The sequence below is a fragment of the Herbaspirillum sp. AP02 genome (assembly GCF_015767275.1).
In the GTDB taxonomy this organism is placed as follows: domain Bacteria; phylum Pseudomonadota; class Gammaproteobacteria; order Burkholderiales; family Burkholderiaceae_D; genus Herbaspirillum.
Genome location: NZ_JADWMY010000004.1, coordinates 289,467 through 305,979, shown reverse-complemented (window position 1 = coordinate 305,979; position 16,513 = coordinate 289,467). Strand labels below are relative to the sequence as shown.

Annotated in this window: 16 protein-coding genes; 12 read left to right on the top strand and 4 right to left on the bottom strand. The window is 65.2% G+C overall.

Annotated features, from left to right (window positions below):
• Positions 1-34 precede the first annotated feature (34 nt).
• The 5 genes from I5R65_RS11650 to uca all read left to right on the top strand — a co-directional run bounded on the left by I5R65_RS11650 (position 35) and on the right by uca (position 6,726).
• Positions 35-850: an ABC transporter permease gene (locus I5R65_RS11650; protein ID WP_180669870.1), complete on the top strand. Its 816-nt coding sequence runs from the start codon at positions 35-37 to the stop codon at positions 848-850.
• Positions 847-1,623: an ATP-binding cassette domain-containing protein gene (locus tag I5R65_RS11645; RefSeq protein ID WP_180669868.1), complete on the top strand. Its 777-nt coding sequence runs from the start codon at positions 847-849 to the stop codon at positions 1,621-1,623. The genes I5R65_RS11650 and I5R65_RS11645 overlap by 4 nt, the downstream gene beginning before the upstream one ends.
• Before the next feature lies 1 nt (position 1,624).
• Positions 1,625-2,356 carry an urea amidolyase associated protein UAAP1 gene (locus tag I5R65_RS11640; RefSeq protein WP_180669866.1) on the top strand — a complete coding sequence of 244 codons (732 nt, stop codon included), beginning with the start codon at positions 1,625-1,627 and terminating at the stop codon, positions 2,354-2,356.
• A 15-nt stretch (positions 2,357-2,371) separates the two neighbouring features.
• Positions 2,372-3,007 carry an urea amidolyase associated protein UAAP2 gene (locus tag I5R65_RS11635; RefSeq protein ID WP_180669864.1) on the top strand — a complete coding sequence of 212 codons (636 nt, stop codon included), beginning with the start codon at positions 2,372-2,374 and terminating at the stop codon, positions 3,005-3,007.
• Between the two features lie 101 nt (positions 3,008-3,108).
• Entirely contained in the window at positions 3,109-6,726 is a 3,618-nt protein-coding gene (gene uca, locus I5R65_RS11630) for an urea carboxylase (RefSeq protein ID WP_180669862.1), read from the top strand.
• 20 nt (positions 6,727-6,746) lie between these two features.
• Here the strand turns inward: uca and I5R65_RS11625 are convergent, their stop codons facing one another.
• Together I5R65_RS11625 and I5R65_RS11620 are read right to left on the bottom strand one after the other, a co-directional pair.
• On the bottom strand, positions 6,747-8,006 hold the full coding sequence (locus I5R65_RS11625; RefSeq protein WP_180669860.1) for a nitrate regulatory protein: 1,260 nt from the start codon (positions 8,004-8,006) through the stop codon (positions 6,747-6,749).
• A 222-nt stretch (positions 8,007-8,228) separates the two neighbouring features.
• Positions 8,229-9,062 carry an oxidoreductase gene (locus I5R65_RS11620; protein WP_180669858.1) on the bottom strand — a complete coding sequence of 278 codons (834 nt, stop codon included), beginning with the start codon at positions 9,060-9,062 and terminating at the stop codon, positions 8,229-8,231.
• A 175-nt stretch (positions 9,063-9,237) separates the two neighbouring features.
• Between I5R65_RS11620 and I5R65_RS11615 the strand changes: the two genes are divergently transcribed.
• Positions 9,238-10,125, top strand: coding sequence for an AraC family transcriptional regulator N-terminal domain-containing protein (locus I5R65_RS11615; RefSeq protein WP_370460989.1), 888 nt, complete (start codon positions 9,238-9,240; stop codon positions 10,123-10,125).
• 16 nt (positions 10,126-10,141) lie between these two features.
• Here the strand turns inward: I5R65_RS11615 and I5R65_RS11610 are convergent, their stop codons facing one another.
• Positions 10,142-10,849, bottom strand: a complete 708-nt coding sequence (locus I5R65_RS11610; RefSeq protein ID WP_231395154.1) for a YitT family protein — start codon at positions 10,847-10,849, stop codon at positions 10,142-10,144.
• Between the two features lie 270 nt (positions 10,850-11,119).
• Here I5R65_RS11610 and I5R65_RS11605 point away from each other — a divergent pair, with 270 nt between their 5' ends.
• The gene (locus tag I5R65_RS11605) at positions 11,120-11,968 is read left to right on the top strand and encodes an AraC family transcriptional regulator (RefSeq protein WP_180669852.1); all 849 of its coding nucleotides are present in this window, start codon (positions 11,120-11,122) and stop codon (positions 11,966-11,968) included.
• 53 nt (positions 11,969-12,021) lie between these two features.
• Positions 12,022-12,429, top strand: a complete 408-nt coding sequence (locus I5R65_RS11600; RefSeq protein WP_180669850.1) for a DUF2000 family protein — start codon at positions 12,022-12,024, stop codon at positions 12,427-12,429.
• A gap of 63 nt (positions 12,430-12,492) precedes the next feature.
• Here I5R65_RS11600 and I5R65_RS11595 read toward each other — a convergent pair whose 3' ends face one another.
• Positions 12,493-13,374 (bottom strand): MurR/RpiR family transcriptional regulator, encoded by an 882-nt coding sequence (locus I5R65_RS11595; protein WP_180669848.1) that lies wholly within the window; start codon positions 13,372-13,374, stop codon positions 12,493-12,495.
• 299 nt (positions 13,375-13,673) lie between these two features.
• On the opposite strand from I5R65_RS11595, the gene I5R65_RS11590 reads away from it, so the two are divergent.
• The 4 genes from I5R65_RS11590 to I5R65_RS11575 are packed head-to-tail and all read left to right on the top strand — an operon-like array spanning position 13,674 to position 16,512.
• Positions 13,674-14,507, top strand: coding sequence for a transporter substrate-binding domain-containing protein (locus tag I5R65_RS11590; RefSeq protein ID WP_180669846.1), 834 nt, complete (start codon positions 13,674-13,676; stop codon positions 14,505-14,507).
• A gap of 22 nt (positions 14,508-14,529) precedes the next feature.
• Positions 14,530-15,165, top strand: a complete 636-nt coding sequence (locus I5R65_RS11585; protein WP_180669844.1) for a DUF1989 domain-containing protein — start codon at positions 14,530-14,532, stop codon at positions 15,163-15,165.
• A gap of 5 nt (positions 15,166-15,170) precedes the next feature.
• Positions 15,171-15,806 carry an urea carboxylase-associated family protein gene (locus I5R65_RS11580; RefSeq protein ID WP_180669842.1) on the top strand — a complete coding sequence of 212 codons (636 nt, stop codon included), beginning with the start codon at positions 15,171-15,173 and terminating at the stop codon, positions 15,804-15,806.
• Between the two features lie 16 nt (positions 15,807-15,822).
• Positions 15,823-16,512: an amino acid ABC transporter permease gene (locus I5R65_RS11575; protein ID WP_180669840.1), complete on the top strand. Its 690-nt coding sequence runs from the start codon at positions 15,823-15,825 to the stop codon at positions 16,510-16,512.
• The last annotated feature ends 1 nt before the right edge of the window (position 16,513 follow it).

Below are 16,513 nucleotides of genomic sequence, written 5' to 3'. Positions count from 1 at the left end.
CGCTGCATTCCTTTCTGCCTCAGGGAGGCGCGCCATGCGTTTCCTGAACCGTCAGCCCGGCCGCGCCGGGCAGTGGCTGCTCACACTGCTGCCCTTGCTCATCCTGGTGCTGCTGTACGCCTTCGGCTCGGCCGCGCGCCTGGCCGACAATCCCAGCGACAAGCTCTTGCCCAGTGCCGCGCAGATGGTCGACGCCATCCGGCATATGGCTTTCATGGAAGATCCGCGCACCGGTGACTACCTGTTCTGGGTCGACACCCTGGCCAGCCTGCAGCGGGTCTTCATCGGTCTGGGCATCGCTGCGCTGATCGGGTTGGTGATGGGTATCGCCAACGGTGTTTTCCCGGTCTTGCGGGCCGGCCTGTCACCGCTGTTGACGGTGATCTCGATGGTGCCGCCCCTGGCCATCCTGCCGATCCTGTTCATCGTGCTGGGGCTGGATGAATTGTCCAAGGTCATGCTCATCGTGATCGGTGTCACGCCCTTGCTGGCACGGGACCTGGAGCACACCGGGCGCGCCATTCCACCCGAATTGCTGATCAAGGCCCAGACGCTGGGCGCCAATAGCTGGACCCTGGTGCTGCGCGTGGCACTGCCGCAGATGCTGGCGCGCCTGCTGGTGTCGCTGCGGCTGTCGCTGGGGTCGGCCTGGCTGTTCCTGATCTCGGCTGAAGCGATCTCCGCCACCGCCGGTCTGGGTTACCGGATCTTCCTGGTGCGTCGCTATCTCGCCATGGACATCATCCTGCCCTATGTGGTCTGGATCACCTTGCTGGCCTGGTTGATGGACTGGCTGCTGCGCGCGGTGCACCGCCGCTTCTTCCCCTGGGCCGAAGGAGGTCGCGCATGAGCTATATCGAGATTCGCAACGTCTGGCAACAATATGGCGCCAACGTGGTGCTGGAACGGCTGAATCTGCGGGTGGAGGAGGGCCAGTTCTGTACCCTGGTGGGGGCCTCCGGTTGCGGCAAGTCCACCTTCCTGCGCCTGCTGCTGGGTCAGGAGCGGCCCAGCAAGGGGCAGTTGCTGTTGCAGGGCCAGCCCTTCCCGGCCGAACCCGATGCCACGCGCGGCGTGGTGTTCCAGCGCTATTCGGTGTTTCCGCACCTCAGCGTGCTGGACAACGTGGTCATCGGCCTGGAGTTGCCCCGCGCACCGCTGTTCGGCCGCCTGTTTGGCGGATCCAGGCGCCGGGCGCGTGACGCCGCAGCGCAGCTGCTGCACCGGGTTGGGCTGGGCCATGCACTGCAGTTGTATCCCGCCAGTCTCTCGGGCGGCATGCAGCAGCGTCTGGCCATCGCGCAGGCCCTCATTGCGCGCCCACGCGTGCTATTGCTGGACGAACCCTTCGGCGCGCTCGATCCCGGCATCCGCAAGGAAATGCATACGCTGTTGCTCGATCTATGGCGCGACAGCGGCCTGACCGTCTTCATGGTCACGCATGACCTTTCCGAAGGGTTCAGCCTGGGTACCCGCCTGCTGGTATTCGACAAGGTACGCGTTGACCCGCAATACCCGCAAGCCTATGGCGCCCACATCACCTATGACATCGCCCTCAACGAGGCGCGAGCCCGTGAACAGGCCGGCAAGCTGACCGGTCTTCTCTCTGCAAAGGAAATCTGACATGAGCACGAATCCCTTGGCCATCCAGGCCAGTCTCTACGAAGAACGGCTACCGGGGGGAGGCCATACTTCCTTCATCCTCAAGCGCGGCCAGTCGCTGCGCATCACCGACATCGAAGGCGGGGCCAACGTCAGCATGATGATGCTCAACGCCCACCAGCCCAGCGAGCGTCTGAACCTGCCCGATACCCTGAAAGGCCAGCATACCGCGCGGCTGCGTGCCGGCCACTGCCTGTATTCCGACATGGGCCGCGTGCTGGCCGCTATCACCGAGGACACCTGCGGCTGGCATGACAGTTTCGGCGGTGTACTCAATGCCGAGGAAGTGCGCGAGAAATATGGTCAGGGCCGTTATCAGGAATTGCGCAACGGCTTTTATCGCAATGGCGTCGATAACCTGCTGGTCGAAATGGGGAAATGGAACCTCGACCTGCAAGACCTGCTGATGGTGGTGAACCTGTTTTCGCGCGTGAGCGTGGATGCCGAAGGCGGCCTGGCCTTCGTGCCGGGCAACTCCCGGGCCGGCGACGCCATCGAACTGGCCGCGCCGATGGACACCCTGATCATCCTGACCGCCCTGCAACATCCGATGGACCCCGATCCCCGCTACGCACCGCGTCCGGTGCAACTGCAATGGACGCAGGCGCAGGGCGACGACGGCACCAGCGGCTGCCGCCGCTCTCGTCCGGAGAACGAGCGCGCCTTCCACAATACCGAACGCTTCTATCTCTAAGACCTGGAGGATTCCATGCACATCATCGAAAGCCAGCTCGCGCCCGAGCAAGCGGTGTTCCGCCACGTGATCCCGGCCGGCGAACCCTACCTGTTCAACCTCAGGGCCGGCCAGACCCTGCGCCTGCTCGACCTGGAAGGCAACCAGGCCATCGACACCTTGTTCTACAGCGCCGCCAATCCACGCGAACGCTACGATCCGCAGCGTACCCTGCGCCGCCAGCAGCGTGCCTATCTGGGGGCCGGCAGCGTGCTGTATTCCAATCTGGGGCGTCCGCTGGCCACCATCGTGGCCGATACCTGTGGCTGTCACGACACCCTCGGGGGCGCCTGTGCCCAGGAGAGCAATACCGTGCGCTATGCACTGGAAAAGCGCTATATGCACAGCTGCCGCGATAACTTCCTGTGCGCCTGTCTGCATGATGGCCGATTGAACAAGCGCGACATTGGCGCCAACATCAATTTCTTCATGAACGTCCCCGTCACCCCCGAGGGTGGGCTGACCTTCGAGGACGGCATCTCGGCCCCCGGCAAGTACGTGGAACTGCTGGCCGCGCAAGACCTGATCGTGCTCATTTCCAACTGCCCGCAGTTGAACAATCCCTGCAATGGCTGGAATCCGACCGCAGCCGAAGTGCTGGTCTGGGACTGATCCTCGCGCCACGTCCTTTGCAGGCCGACCTGCACCCCTCGCGGACGACCGCGAGCCGGTTTTTCGATTCACGGGACGACCCGGATTTCAAGGCCACCTGAATGTTCGATCATCTGCTCATCGCCAATCGCGGCGCCATTGCCTGCCGCATCCTGCGTACCTTGCGCGCGCTTGACGTCACCGGAGTGTGCGTCTATTCGGAATCCGATATCGGCAGCCTGCACGTATTGCAGGCCGACCACGCCATTTCCCTGGGCGAAGGCGCGGCAGCGCAGACCTATCTGGCTGTCGACAAGATCCTGGCCGCCGCCCGCGACAGCGGTGCCCAGGCCATCCATCCCGGCTATGGCTTCCTGTCCGAGAATGCCGCCTTTGCCGAAGCCTGCGAAGCCGCCGGGATTGCCTTCGTCGGTCCCACCCCGCAACAGCTGCGCATCTTCGGCCTGAAACACACCGCCCGTGCGCTGGCGCGCGAGCAGGGCCTACCGATGCTGGAAGGCACGGACCTGCTGGACAATCTGGACACCGCCCTCCAGGCGGCCGCCCGCGTGGGTTATCCGGTCATGCTCAAGAGCACTGCAGGGGGTGGGGGCATCGGCATGCGCGTCTGCCGCAGCGATGATGAACTGGGCGACGCTTTTGAGTCGGTGCGCCGTCTCGGACAGAACAATTTCAGCGACGCTGGCGTCTTCATCGAGAAATACATCGAACGTGCCCGCCATCTGGAAGTGCAGGTCTTCGGCGACGGTCGTGGCGAGGTGATCGCCCTGGGGGTGCGCGACTGTTCCGTGCAACGACGCAACCAGAAGGTGCTGGAAGAAACACCCGCCCCCAACCTGCCGCAGGGCATGGCCGAAGCGCTGTGCGCGGCCGCCATCAAGCTGGCGCGGGCGGTGTCCTATCGCAGTGCCGGGACCGTGGAATTCGTCTACGACAGCCAGGCCGGCCAGTTCTACTTCCTCGAAGTGAACACCCGACTGCAGGTCGAGCATGGCGTCACCGAACAGGTATGGGGCGTGGATCTGGTGCGCTGGATGATCGAGCTGGCCGCCGGCGACCTGCCGCCCCTGACGCAACTGGCCGCCACCCTGCAGCCCAGCGGTCATGCCATCCAGGCCCGCCTGTATGCGGAAGATCCGGGCCGCCAGTTCCAGCCTTGCCCGGGCCTGCTGACGGCAGTGGCGTTCCCGCCCACCGACGGCCGCGCCCTGCGCATCGATACCTGGGTCGAGGCCGGCTGCGAAATCGCGCCTTATTTCGATCCCATGATCGCCAAGCTGATCAGCTGGCAACCCACGCGCGATGCCGCGCGCCTAGCCCTGGATGCGGCGCTGGGACAGACCGGGCTCTACGGGGTGCAGACCAACCAGCATTATCTGCGCCAGATCCTGGCCGACGTCCCCTTCGCCAGCGGCCAGCCGTGGACACGCTGCCTGGAGCAGCTGGTCTATCGGGCCGACACGGTGGAAGTGCTGGCACCTGGAACCCAGACCACGGTACAGGACTATCCCGGGCGCATCGGCTACTGGGCCGTCGGCGTGCCGCCCTCGGGACCGATGGATGATCGCGCATTGCGGCTGGCCAATCGCCTGCTGGGTAACGCCTCCGATGCGGCGGCGCTGGAGATGACGATGAGCGGGCCCACACTGCGCTTCAATACCGCCGCCGTGATCGCCGTGACCGGCGCCCGTATTGCGCTGCAGATCGACGGCGTGGCGCAGGCGATGGACACGACCCTGTCCATCGCCGCCGGCAGCACGCTCAAGCTGGGAGTCATCAGCGGTACCGGTGCACGCAGCTATCTGGCCGTGCGGGGCGGGGTGCAGCTGCCGGCCTACCTGGGTAGCCGCAGTACCTTCACGCTGGGTCAGTTCGGCGGCCACGGCGGACGGGCGCTGGCCACGGGCGACATCCTGCACCTGGCGCCATGCACGGATTCGGAGGCCGGGCAGGTACTCCCGCAGGGCTTGTATCCGGCGCTCGCTGAGGTACGTCATCTGCGGGTGATCTATGGTCCCCATGGCGCTCCGGAATATTTCACGCCAGCCTACATCGATACCTTCTTTGCCACCGAGTGGGAAGTGCATTTCAATTCCAGCCGCACCGGCGTGCGCCTGATCGGCCCAACGCCGGAATGGGTTCGTGACAGCGGCGGCGAGGCCGGGCTGCATCCTTCCAACATCCACGACAATCCCTATGCCGTGGGCGCGGTGGATTTCACCGGCGACATGCCGGTCATCCTTGGTCCGGACGGGCCCAGCCTGGGCGGTTTCGTTTGCCCGGTCACCGTGATCGAGGCCGACCTGTGGCAACTCGGCCAGCTCAAGGCCGGCGACAGGTTACGCTTCGTCCCGGTGGAGGTGAGCACCGCGCGTCGTATCGCATTGGCCGGTCAGCAGGCCGTCGACAGCCTGGCACCGACGGCCATTGACTGGGCACCGGCTGCGTTGTCGTCCCCCATCGTGCTCGACCTTGGGCGCGATGACCGGCGTCTGGTGGCACGGCTGTCGGGTGACACCAATCTGCTGTTGGAGGTCGGCAGCCCGCAGCTGGACCTGGTGCTGCGCTTCCGCGTCCATGCGCTCATCGCGGCCCTGGAGGAGCAGGCGCTGCCCGGCGTGATCGACCTCACCCCCGGCATCCGTTCCCTGCAGCTGCACTACCAGCCCGAAGCGCTGCCGCTGCAGCGCTTGCTCGATACCATCGCAGGATTATGGGATGCCGTCTGCGTCCGCCAAAACCTGGCAGTCCCGTCGCGTATCGTGCATCTGCCCTTGTCGTGGGACGATCCGGCCTGCCAGTTGGCCATCGAGAAATACATGACCACCGTGCGCAAGGATGCGCCGTGGTGTCCCAGCAACCTGGAATTCATCCGTCGCATCAATGACCTCAAGGACATCGGGGCGGTGCGCGAAACCGTCTTCGACGCCAGCTACCTGGTCATGGGCCTGGGCGATGTCTACCTCGGCGCGCCGGTGGCCACGCCGCTGGACCCGCGCCATCGCTTGGTCACCACCAAATACAACCCCGCCCGCACCTGGACCGCAGAGAACTCGGTCGGCATCGGCGGCGCCTATCTATGCATCTACGGGATGGAAGGGCCGGGTGGCTATCAGTTCGTCGGTCGCACCCTGCAGATGTGGAATCGTTACCGCGAGGTCGCCGCCTTCCGTGGCAAGCCCTGGCTGCTGCGCTTCTTCGATCAGATCCGCTTCTATCCGGTGACAGCCCAGGAGTTGCAGACGATACGCCGTGACTTCCCGCTGGGCCGCTTCGATCTGCAGATCGAGGAGACCAGCCTGAACCTGGCCGACTATGCGGACTTCCTGGAGCAGGAGGCCGAGGGCATCGCGGCCTTCCGTCGACACCAGCAGGCCGCCTTCGACGCCGAGCGTGAGCGCTGGATCGCCAGTGGCCAGGCCGACTTCGCCATCGAGGACGCTGCTGCGAGTACTGACCAGGGACAGCCCCTGCAGCCCGGACAACTGGCGGTGGATGCGCCGATTGCCGGCAACCTGTGGCAGGTCAAGGTCAGTCCGGGGCAGCGGGTGGAGCAGGGTGAACTGTTGATGATCCTCGAATCGATGAAGATGGAAATCAGTATTGCCGCGCCCGCTGGCGGCATCGTCGCCGAGGTGCGCGTGCAGCCCGGCAGCCCGGTGCGCGCCGGGCAGTGTGTACTGGTCATGGAAGAGACCGCACAGGCGGCCGCTTGCTGACGCTCTGACCGGCGTCGGGCTCAGGCGTCCGGCAGGATTTCCGTCAGCGACAGGATGGCCTGGGCCACTTCGGCGATGCGCCGGTTCTGGTTCATCGCATGCTTGCGCAGGAGGCGATAGGCGTTTTCTTCATTGAGCCCCTGCTTCATCATCAGCACGCCCTTGGCGCGCTCGATGAGCTTGCGCTCTTCCAGGCTCTCGCGCACGGTAGCCAGCTCCTGGGTCAGGTTCTGCAGCCGTTCGGACTGCGCCCGCAGCAGATCGACGATGGATTGTGTCAGGTGCGGCCCGACCCCGGCATCCATGGGGCCGCCGCTCAGGTGCCCGCCATCCAGGCTGGAGGAGAAGGTCGCCAGGGGGGCCAGCGGATCGAGCGCCTCTTCCTGGCTGAACCACTGGCCCTGATCGTCCAGCTCCTTCTGCAGTTCGATGATCTTGGCGCGGCATTGCGCCTGCACGTATTGCGCCAGGTGAATCTCGACCTGATGCAGGCCATCGATGCGGGTGGAGCAGCACTGGTACCATGCATCGGCCATATCGGAATCCAGCGGCCGCTCGTGCGAGGTCAGCAGCTTGCGGCGCAGTCGCTCCAGCTCGGCCAGCGGCAGCGTGGCCTGCATCGCCGTCCACTCGTTGCGGAAACCCTCGGCGAAGGACTCGAAACGGCGCAGCGCCTGCTCCTGCATCTCGATCTGGTATTCGATGCTTTGTTCCTGTTCGCGCGTGATCTTGCCCATGGCAAAGGCCGCGGCGCCTCCGGCGCGCTCGCGGCCGGCGAATTCCTTGCCTTGCATCAGGTTGAACAGCGCCACCAGCAGGCGCGAGATCTGCGGATCCACGGCGACGTCGGCGGCTTCGAACACCAGCGCCAGCAGCGCCCCCACCAGCGTCTTGAAGCGCTCGTAGCTCGCTGCCGGTGAACAGGCCAGGGCCGCCACGTCGGCGCGCAGGCGCGGCAGGCCGTCCAGGGCGTGCAAGGCGAAGGCGATGCGGGTATAGAGGCGGGCGCCGTTGGAAAGCGCGTTGTCATGTTCGGTGGCCTCCAGCCAGGAGGCAAACTCCTGTTGCGCCGCCTCGCTGGCGGCCACGCGCTCGCGCCACACCAGGGCATCACGCTCACCGCGCGAGCCCAGGTAGATATTGGAAATGCCGCGTTCCTGCTGCAGGCAGTGGATCAGTTTGCCCACCGTCAGCACCAGCTGGCAGGTGCGGGCGAGGCGTTGCAGTTCTTCCACTTCGCAGCGGCGGGCAGTGATCAGGTAGTTGAGGACGTTGCTCATGGGCGCAGGAAAGGAGGGAGCGGACAGCCGCAAGGACATGCAATATTCGTGCAATGACCGGCGATGCCGCGATTGTAAAGGATAGCCTGCCTACCTGAACACCCGCGGCATGTCCGGGACGTCGTGGCCCGACGCTGCCCGGCCCTGCGTTGTCGATACTGCCCTCATGCGATCTCCCGGCGGCGATGAGCACGGGCCCTCTAGTTGCCGCACGGTGGCGGCTCAACCATCGGTGGAACGGCTCAGCGCTTCATGGGCCAGGATTTCCTGTTCCAGTGCGGCCAGGCCGGCGCGCACCAGTTGCAGCGCATCGCTGCCCAGCAGCAGATGGGCCGGTGGCTGCGGCATGGCGATCAGGGCCAGCATCGCCTGCGCTGCCTTCGCCGGGTCCCCCAATTGCTTGCCGTGCTTGTCTTCGCGGGCCTTGCGCACCGGATCGAAGAGGGCATCATAGTCGCTGATGGTGCGCGGCGAGCGCGCCATCGACCGACCCGCCCAATCGGTGCGGAACGAGCCCGGCGCCACTGCCGTGACGGCGATGCCCAGCGCCTTTAGCTCCTGGCCTAGAGAGGCCGAGATACCCTCCAGCGCGAACTTGCTGCCGCAGTAGTAGCTGATCCCCGGCATGGTGATATGCCCGCCCATGGAGGTGATGTTGATCAGGTGGCCGCGGCGGCGCGCGCGCATGAAGGGCAGCACCGCCTTCATCATCGCCACTGCGCCGAAGACATTGACCTCGAACTGGCGGCGCATATCCGCCAGCGGCGATTCTTCCATCACGCCTTCGTGCCCATAGCCGGCATTGTTGACCAGCACGTCGATGCCGCCGCTCTGCGCTTCGGCCGCGCTGACCATGGGCGCGATGGCGTCGGTATCAGTGACGTCCAGTACGTGGCACCAGGCGCGGCCCGGCGCCAGGGCCTCGAAGTCGGCCACCGCCTGTGCGTGGCGTGCGGTACCGACCACGCAGTGGCCGGCATCCAGGGCGGCAATGGCCAGCGCCCGGCCGAAGCCGCTGCTGATGCCGGTGATGAGCAAGGTTTTCTGCAAGGACATCATGCTTCTCCAGGTGAAGTAGGGGAGTGCATAATAGTCAGGCATCACCGAATCATTAAGCCGTAATTACCTGTTTTTCTTGCCTGAAACTATGAAACACGAGACTGCCGTGCGTACAGCCAAGCCCACCCTGCAAGCCCCTGTACAGCAGCGCATCATCCAGCTGCTGCAGGACATGGCACCCACCGAGGGCTATCACCTCACGCCCATGGAGAGCGTGCGCGTGCTGCGCGCCGATGGCCCGCTGGCGCGCACGCCGGTGCTCTACGACCCGGGCATCGTGATCGTCTGCCAGGGGCGCAAGCGCGGTTATTTCGGCGGGGAGCTGTATCTCTACGACGAGCAGCACTACCTGGCCGTCTCGGTGCCGGTGCCCTTCACCATGGAGACCGATGCCACGCCGCGACGGCCCTTGCTGGCCCTGTACCTGCACCTGGACTTCACGCTGGCCGCCGAGCTGGCGCTGCAGATCGACCGCCAGGGCGCACCCGCCGTGCAGGCGGCGCGCAGCATGATGTCCTCGCCCATGGAGCAAGCCTTGCAGGGCAGCCTGCTGCGTTTTCTGGAAGCGATGGCGCAACCGCAGGAGGCCGCCATCCTCGGTACCGCGCTACTGCGCGAAATCTACTATCGGGTGCTCACCGGCGCCCAGGGCGAGGCGCTACGCAACGCCCTGGCCATGCGCGGCCATTTCGGCAAGATCGGACGGGTGCTGCGGCGCATCCACACCGACTATGCGCAGGACCTGGGCGTGATGCAGCTGGCGGCCGAGGCCGGCATGAGCGCGCCCAGTTTCTACGTGCATTTCAAGGAAATCACCCAGGCCTCGCCGATGCAGTACCTGAAGTCGATCCGCCTGCATCAGGCGCGTCTGCTGATGGTGCGTGAAGAGATGACGGCCGAGGCGGCCGCCCACGCGGTGGGTTATGTCAGCACCAGCCAGTTCAGCCGCGAGTTCAAGCGCCTCTTTGGCGCCACCCCGCTGGCCGAATGCCGGCGCCTGCGCGAGAGCTTTGCCCTGCCGCCCGGCTTTGCGGATGCGCAGTTCGTGTCCTCGCATTGATCCTGCAGGCTACGGTTCAGCGGGCGATATACCACTCGTAACGGTGGTTCCAGGCCACGAACAGGTTCATGACGATGGCTCCCACCAGGGAATAGAGCACGCGGTCGGCCGGCATGAAGCAGGCCGCCGTGGCGAACAGCACCAGGTCGAAGCCCATCAGTAGCCAGCCGGCCTTGAAACCGGTGCGCTCCTGCAGGTAGCTGGCCAGGATGCTCATGCCGCCGCAGCTGGCCTGGTGGCGGAACAGGCCGATCAGCCCGATGCCCACGCACAGGCCCGCCAGCACCGCACCCACCAGCGGATCGAGGTGGCTGTAGCTGATGTAGTTGCCGGCGATATTGGTCAGCACCGACACGGCGGTCACCGCCGCCAGCGTGCGCCAGGTGAAGGCCGCACCCATGCGCAGGGCCGCCAGCAGGTAGAAGGGCAGGTTGATCAGCGCAAAGGCCGTACCGAAGCTGACCCCGGTGGCATAGCTGACCAGGAAGGCCACACCGGCCACCTGGCCGATGATGAGCCCGAGACTGTGCAGCATGGACATGCCGAAGGCGATCATCACCACCCCGAACAGTTGGCCCTGCAGGTTGTCGATCCAGTTATGGCGCACCTGGGGAAGTCCTGCAGCGCGCTCGCGCGGGCGGGGCAGGGACGAGGAAGACGAGGAAGAAGCGGGTGCCACGGGGGCAGGGGAGGCAGACGAAGAGCCGGCAGTAGAAGTCGTCATGGCAATACCAATCATCAATCGTGGATAACGAACGCGTTACGGCAATGGACAGGCCAGCGGGTAAGCTGGCACCACCATTGCATTGCGACTGTCTTCTGTCTTCTGTCGTCGACCGTCGCCGCAAGGGCGCATGGTAATTGATTTGTTGCGGCGCAGCGACTGCTGGATGCGGTCGTGCTGCGTGCTTGCAACATTTCCCGTCTAGCAGGAAATATGCCAGAGGGCTGTGGGGAGGACCACCGGAATGTCGCCTCCGGCTAGAATCCCGTCATGGACATTCTTTCTCCCACCCCCGCCCAGGAATGGATCAGGCTGCAGCGCGACGAGGACAGCGGCATCGAGAGCATCGGCGCCCATTTCTCCGGCCATGCCTACGATCCGCACGACCATGACGAGATGCTGGTCGGCGTGACCCTGCAGGGCGTGCAGCGCTTTCGCTGTGGCACGGCCCTGCACGTCAGCACCCCCGGCAAGTCCATCCTGATCGAACCCGGTGCCCTGCACGACGGTCACGCGCCCCATGAAAGCGGCTTTACCTACGCCATGCTCTACCTGCCCACGCGCTGGCTGGACAGGATGACCGACCACCTGCGCCTGCCCGCGATGACCCGCTTCGCCGCCTTCCGCCAGACCCTGCACGACGACGCCCAGCTTGCCGGGGCCATCCACCGGGCCTTCCTGGCCTTGCACCAGCGCGAGGGCAAACTGGCCCGCGACCTGGCGCTGGACCGCATGCTGGTCTTGCTCTCCGGCCAGTTTGATGACAGCGTGGCCCGCAGGAGCGAGCCGCCTTCCCCGGCGCTGCAACGGGTGCGCGATCTGATGCATGCGCGTTTCGCCGACGATCTGGGCCTGGATGATCTGGTCGCCTGTTCAGGGATGGACCGGTTCCGCCTGAGCCGCCAGTTCAGCCAGGCCTTCGGTCGCACCCCGCATGCGTATCTGGTGCAATTGCGCCTGCGCCAGGCGCGCAGCCTCCTGGCGGCCGGCCATGACCCGGCCCAGGTCGCGGCCGATGCCGGCTTTGCCGACCAGAGCCACCTGGGCCGCTGGTTCCGGCGCGCCTATCGCATCACCCCGGCCGCTTACCGGCGCGTATGCACAAACGTTCTAGAGTGAAACGTGGCGGCTTCCTAAGATGGAATGCTCTGAATTCTGATCGGGAAGACCGCATGTTCGATACCAAAATCGCCATCCTGGTGCGCAATGACCTGCCCGTGTGGCAACGCCTGAACGTCACCGCATTCCTGGCCACCGGCATCGTCGCCGCCGCGCCGCAAGCTCTGGGCACGCCCTATGTCGATGCCGCCGGGAAGCACTACACCGCTCTGTGCGGCCAACCCATCCTGATCTTCGAGGCCGACCTGCAGGGGCTGCAGGCAGCCCATCGCATCGGCCTGGAGCGTGAGCTGATCGTCGCCCCCTATGTGCAGGCGATGTTCTCCACCGGCCATGACGACGCCAATCGCGAGGTCTTTCTGGCAGAAGACCCGGCATCCATGAATCTGGTGGGATTGGCCCTGCGCGGTGGCAAGAAGGCGGTGGACAAGGCCACCAAGGGACTGTCGCTGCATCCCTGACGCCAGGACGGAAGGCGGGGGAGGGGCAGGGTGGATGGCGGACGGCCGCTCAGGCCGGTCGCGTCATTCCAGTTCCTTCAACTTCTGGTGCAGCACCTCCACCCGCTGCAGGTGGCCATTGCCGCGTTCGCGCAGCCGTTCGGCCGTCAGCGAACAGATCAGGTTGATCATCGCGGAGACGGCCACCACGCTGTCGAACAGCATCATGCCATCGGTATGGCAGCGGATCACCCAGTCGGCACGCCGGGCCGGCTTGCCGGCAATCACATCGGACACGTACAGGGTCTTCACGCCGGCCTCGGCCAGGGCGTCCATCGCCAGTGAGATCGCCGGCACCCGGCGGCGCAGACCGATCACAATGGCCATGTCGCGCTCGCCCAGGTCGCCCAGGTACTCGGCCAGCGTATCCCCTGGTGCCGGCAGCACCAGCACATTGCTGCGCACCTGGATCAGTTCGCGCCGGATCATCTGCGCGATCGTATGGCTATGGCGATAACCGATGATCGCCACGCGCTGCGCATTGGCAATGCCATTGACCGCATCGGTCAGGACCTGCGGGTCCAGCGAGCGGTAGGTATTGGCCAGGTTGGCGACTTCATGGTTCAGGTGCGCCTCGATGGTGGCGCCGAGCCCGCTTCGGGCTTCCTTCTCTCCGCGCTTCTGCAGATACAGGGGCGACCCTCCCATCAATGCCGCGCGCGCGTCTTCCCGGGCATCGTCGTAGGACGCATAGCCAAGTTTCTGGAAAAAGCGGGTGGCGGTGGCCTTGGACACCTGCGCGCTTTCGGCCAACTCGGTGGCCGTCTGCATGGCCAGCTGACCCGGTGCGCTGAGGATGATATCGGCCAGCCGCTGGTCGATTCCGGAAAGCTGTTCGTACAGCGCCGCGATGCGGCTTTCGATGGAGGCCGAGGCCTTGTTTTTCTTGCTGGGAATGCTTGCCATGGTTGTCTGGACGGCCTGGTCTGGGATGGTGCGGGTTGGTGCAAGAATCATTCCAGTGCGGTGCGGCGCACCTGTCCTGTGCGGACCGGTGCTGCCATGGAACGAGAGGCATTGTACGTCCCCGGTGCAGTCGTGAAACAGATATTTCAGATTTTTCCTGGTTGAATCTGGTGTTTCATGGCATTCCCCGTAGGAAACTAGAGTTTCAAGATTGATTGGCATGAAACATGCATTGCATGATCGTGCTTGCCCGGATCGCCTGTGCGATCCCATCGTCCCTCAACCTCCAGGAGCCGCTCATGTCCGCACCACGTCTGTCCCGCTATCTGCTTTCCGCACTGCTGTTCTGCAGCGTCGCCGCCCATGCCGACACGCTGGACGACATCAAGAGCCGTGGCAAGATGATCGTTGCCATCGATCCGACCTTCGCGCCCTATGAATACACCGATGCCTCCAACGCCATCGTGGGCTACCACCCGGCCGTGCTGGCGGCGGTGGCCAGGAGCCTGGGCGTGAAGATCGAATACCAGCGCATGGCCTTCAGCGGCATCATTCCCGGCCTGTTGTCAGGTTCCTTCGACATGGAAGGCTCGGCATTGAACGTGACGGCCGAACGCGCCAAGCGCATCGCCTACGTGGTGCCGACCGGCAAGACCGTCAACGGCCCCCTGGTGCGCGATGACTTCACCAAGATTCCCGCCAAGCCCACGCCGGAATCGCTGGCCGGCCTGACCGGGGCGGTCAAGACCGGCAGCGCGCCCGAGGGCATCCTCAAGCAGTTCAACAACACGCTCAAGGCCAAGGGGCTGGCGCCGATCACCCTGCTCAGCGTCGATAGCGTTGACCAGACCGTGGCCGCCCTCATGACCCGCCGCGCCGACTTCGTCTTCGATGACCTGACCGTGCTGGCCGACGTCATCAAGCAGCACCCCGGCAAGATGAAGATCACCGGCGAACTGGGCCCCTCGCAGTGGATCGCCCTGGCCACCCGTCCGGAAGATACGCGCCTGAACAAGGCCGTCAGCGACCAGATCCTGGCCATGAAGAAAAGTGGCGAACTGGCCCGCCTGCAGCAGCAATACCTGGGCGTCACCTTCGCCACGCCCGATGCCGATTTCATTCCCGCCAAATAAGCGCCCAATACGACCTGCCAGCATGTGTAACCACACCCACTCCCTGACCGTCCCCGCCGGTCATGGCCGGACCTTTGAAGTCAAGGCCGGCCAGTTCCTCACCATCACCGATGTCGAGGGTCAGCAGGCGGCCGATTTCGTGGCCGTCGTCGCCGGTGACAAGAGCGAGAAACTCTCGCCCACGCATACCCGCCGCAGGCTGCAGTCGATCTTCTTCGACGTCGGCGACCATCTGTACTCCTCGCTGGACCGGCCGCTGCTGCGCGTGGTGGCCGACACCGTCGGCGTGCATGATGCCAATGTTCCGGCCTGCGACGATACCCGTTTCACGGTCGACTTCAACGTGATCGGTCACCGCAATTGCCTGGACAACATGCACGAAGGCCTGGCGCTGCACGGCCTGTCCAAGTTCGACGTGCCGGAGCCCTTCAATCTCTTCCAGAACGGCCCGGTCACCCCGGACCGCCGCATGCAGGTCACCGACCCGACCAGCAAGCCGGGGGATCACATCACCTTCGAGGTGCTGGAAGACCTGCTCTGCGCCGTCTCGTCCTGCCCGCAGGACATCATTCCCGGCAACGGCCTGCGGGTCACCGATATTGGCATTTCCATCCATGACGCCGATCCGCACCGCCGTGCCGCGGCGTCCACCGACTGACCATCATGCTGCTGCTCAAAGAAACCCCGCCCCGCCAGCCTCTGCCACCCGCGCGCCTGGTGGTGCCGGCCGGCGAAAGCCGCGCCATCGACGTCAAGGCCGGCCAGATCCTGCGCATCGAAGCGTGCGAGGACGGCGCCACCGCCATGCTGTTCGCCTTCGATCGCGCCCAGCCTGACATCTTCATGTCGGTGCACCATACCCGCGTCTTCAGCAATTCCTATGTCCTGCAGGCGGGCATGCGCATCGTCAGCAACCGACGTCGCGCGCTGATGGTGCTGGGCAAGGACAGCGTCGGCACGCACGACCTGCTCATGCCGGCTTCCACCACCGCCTGGCTGGCCGCCAACGGCTATGCCGGCCAGACCGGCTGCGTGGAGTCGGTCTCGGCCGTCATCCAGGAGCAGGGCCTGACGCCGCCGCGCCTGCCCGACCCGATCAATCTCTTCATGCATGTCGATCTGGACCAGCAGGGCCGTATCATTCCCTTGCCCAGTCGCACCCGGGCCGGCGACTTCATCGCCTGCCGGGTGGTGGCCGACATGGTCTTCGTGGTCTCGGCCTGTTGTACCGGCGTGCCCGGCAACGACCGACCGGGGGCGCTGGAAGTGGCCACCGCCGAAGAACTGAACGCCCTGTAGGCAACGGAGCGCGCGCATGTGGTTTAGTCCCCAGGTGATCCAGAGTTTTCCCGCGCTGCTCGACGGCTGGATGATGACGGTCTCACTCACCGTGCTGGGTGCCATCGGCAGTCTGGCCTGGGGTCACCTGGCGCTGGCCCTGCAACTGGCGCCGCTGGCTCCGCTGCGCTGGCTGGTGCGGCTCTACATCAGTTTCATGCGCGGCACGCCCGCGCTGGTGCAGTTGTTCCTGGTGTTCTTCTCGCTGCCACTGATCGGGCTGGGCGGTCATCCGCTGCTGGCGGCGGCGTTGACGCTGGGCCTCAACAGCGGCGCCTACACCGCTGAAATCCTGCGCGGCAACCTGCGCGTCGTCGCTCGCGGCCAGATCGAGGCCGCCACTGCGCTGGGCATGGCGCCCTGGCGCATCGCCACGCGCATCGTGATGCCGCAGGTGCTCAAGGCCAGCATCCCGGCGCTGGTCAATGAATTCACGATCCTGCTCAAGACCACGCCGCTGGCCTCGGTGGTGGCCGTGACCGAGCTGACCTACGCCGGGCAGATGGTGATTGCCCGCACCTATACCTCGTCCCAGATCATGCTGATCGTGAGCATCGGCTATCTCGCCGTCGTGCTGCCGGTCCTGGCACTGGGCAAGCACCTGAGCCGGGTGCCGCGGTCCGGGCAGACCCGACTGACCAGCCCTGCCACTCCGGGGAGAAGCTGAC

Excerpts from the sequence above, each read along its gene's own strand:
- I5R65_RS11650 (WP_180669870.1), top strand. The coding sequence starts at position 35 with ATGCGTTTCCTGAACCGTCAGCCCGGCCGCGCCGGGCAGTGGCTGCTC.
- I5R65_RS11645 (WP_180669868.1), top strand. The coding sequence starts at position 847 with ATGAGCTATATCGAGATTCGCAACGTCTGGCAACAATATGGCGCCAAC.
- I5R65_RS11640 (WP_180669866.1), top strand. The coding sequence starts at position 1,625 with ATGAGCACGAATCCCTTGGCCATCCAGGCCAGTCTCTACGAAGAACGG.
- I5R65_RS11635 (WP_180669864.1), top strand. The coding sequence starts at position 2,372 with ATGCACATCATCGAAAGCCAGCTCGCGCCCGAGCAAGCGGTGTTCCGC.
- uca (WP_180669862.1), top strand. The coding sequence starts at position 3,109 with ATGTTCGATCATCTGCTCATCGCCAATCGCGGCGCCATTGCCTGCCGC.
- I5R65_RS11625 (WP_180669860.1), bottom strand. The coding sequence starts at position 8,006 with ATGAGCAACGTCCTCAACTACCTGATCACTGCCCGCCGCTGCGAAGTG.
- I5R65_RS11620 (WP_180669858.1), bottom strand. The coding sequence starts at position 9,062 with ATGTCCTTGCAGAAAACCTTGCTCATCACCGGCATCAGCAGCGGCTTC.
- I5R65_RS11615 (WP_370460989.1), top strand. The coding sequence starts at position 9,238 with ATGGCACCCACCGAGGGCTATCACCTCACGCCCATGGAGAGCGTGCGC.
- I5R65_RS11610 (WP_231395154.1), bottom strand. The coding sequence starts at position 10,849 with ATGACGACTTCTACTGCCGGCTCTTCGTCTGCCTCCCCTGCCCCCGTG.
- I5R65_RS11605 (WP_180669852.1), top strand. The coding sequence starts at position 11,120 with ATGGACATTCTTTCTCCCACCCCCGCCCAGGAATGGATCAGGCTGCAG.
- I5R65_RS11600 (WP_180669850.1), top strand. The coding sequence starts at position 12,022 with ATGTTCGATACCAAAATCGCCATCCTGGTGCGCAATGACCTGCCCGTG.
- I5R65_RS11595 (WP_180669848.1), bottom strand. The coding sequence starts at position 13,374 with ATGGCAAGCATTCCCAGCAAGAAAAACAAGGCCTCGGCCTCCATCGAA.
- I5R65_RS11590 (WP_180669846.1), top strand. The coding sequence starts at position 13,674 with ATGTCCGCACCACGTCTGTCCCGCTATCTGCTTTCCGCACTGCTGTTC.
- I5R65_RS11585 (WP_180669844.1), top strand. The coding sequence starts at position 14,530 with ATGTGTAACCACACCCACTCCCTGACCGTCCCCGCCGGTCATGGCCGG.
- I5R65_RS11580 (WP_180669842.1), top strand. The coding sequence starts at position 15,171 with ATGCTGCTGCTCAAAGAAACCCCGCCCCGCCAGCCTCTGCCACCCGCG.
- I5R65_RS11575 (WP_180669840.1), top strand. The coding sequence starts at position 15,823 with ATGTGGTTTAGTCCCCAGGTGATCCAGAGTTTTCCCGCGCTGCTCGAC.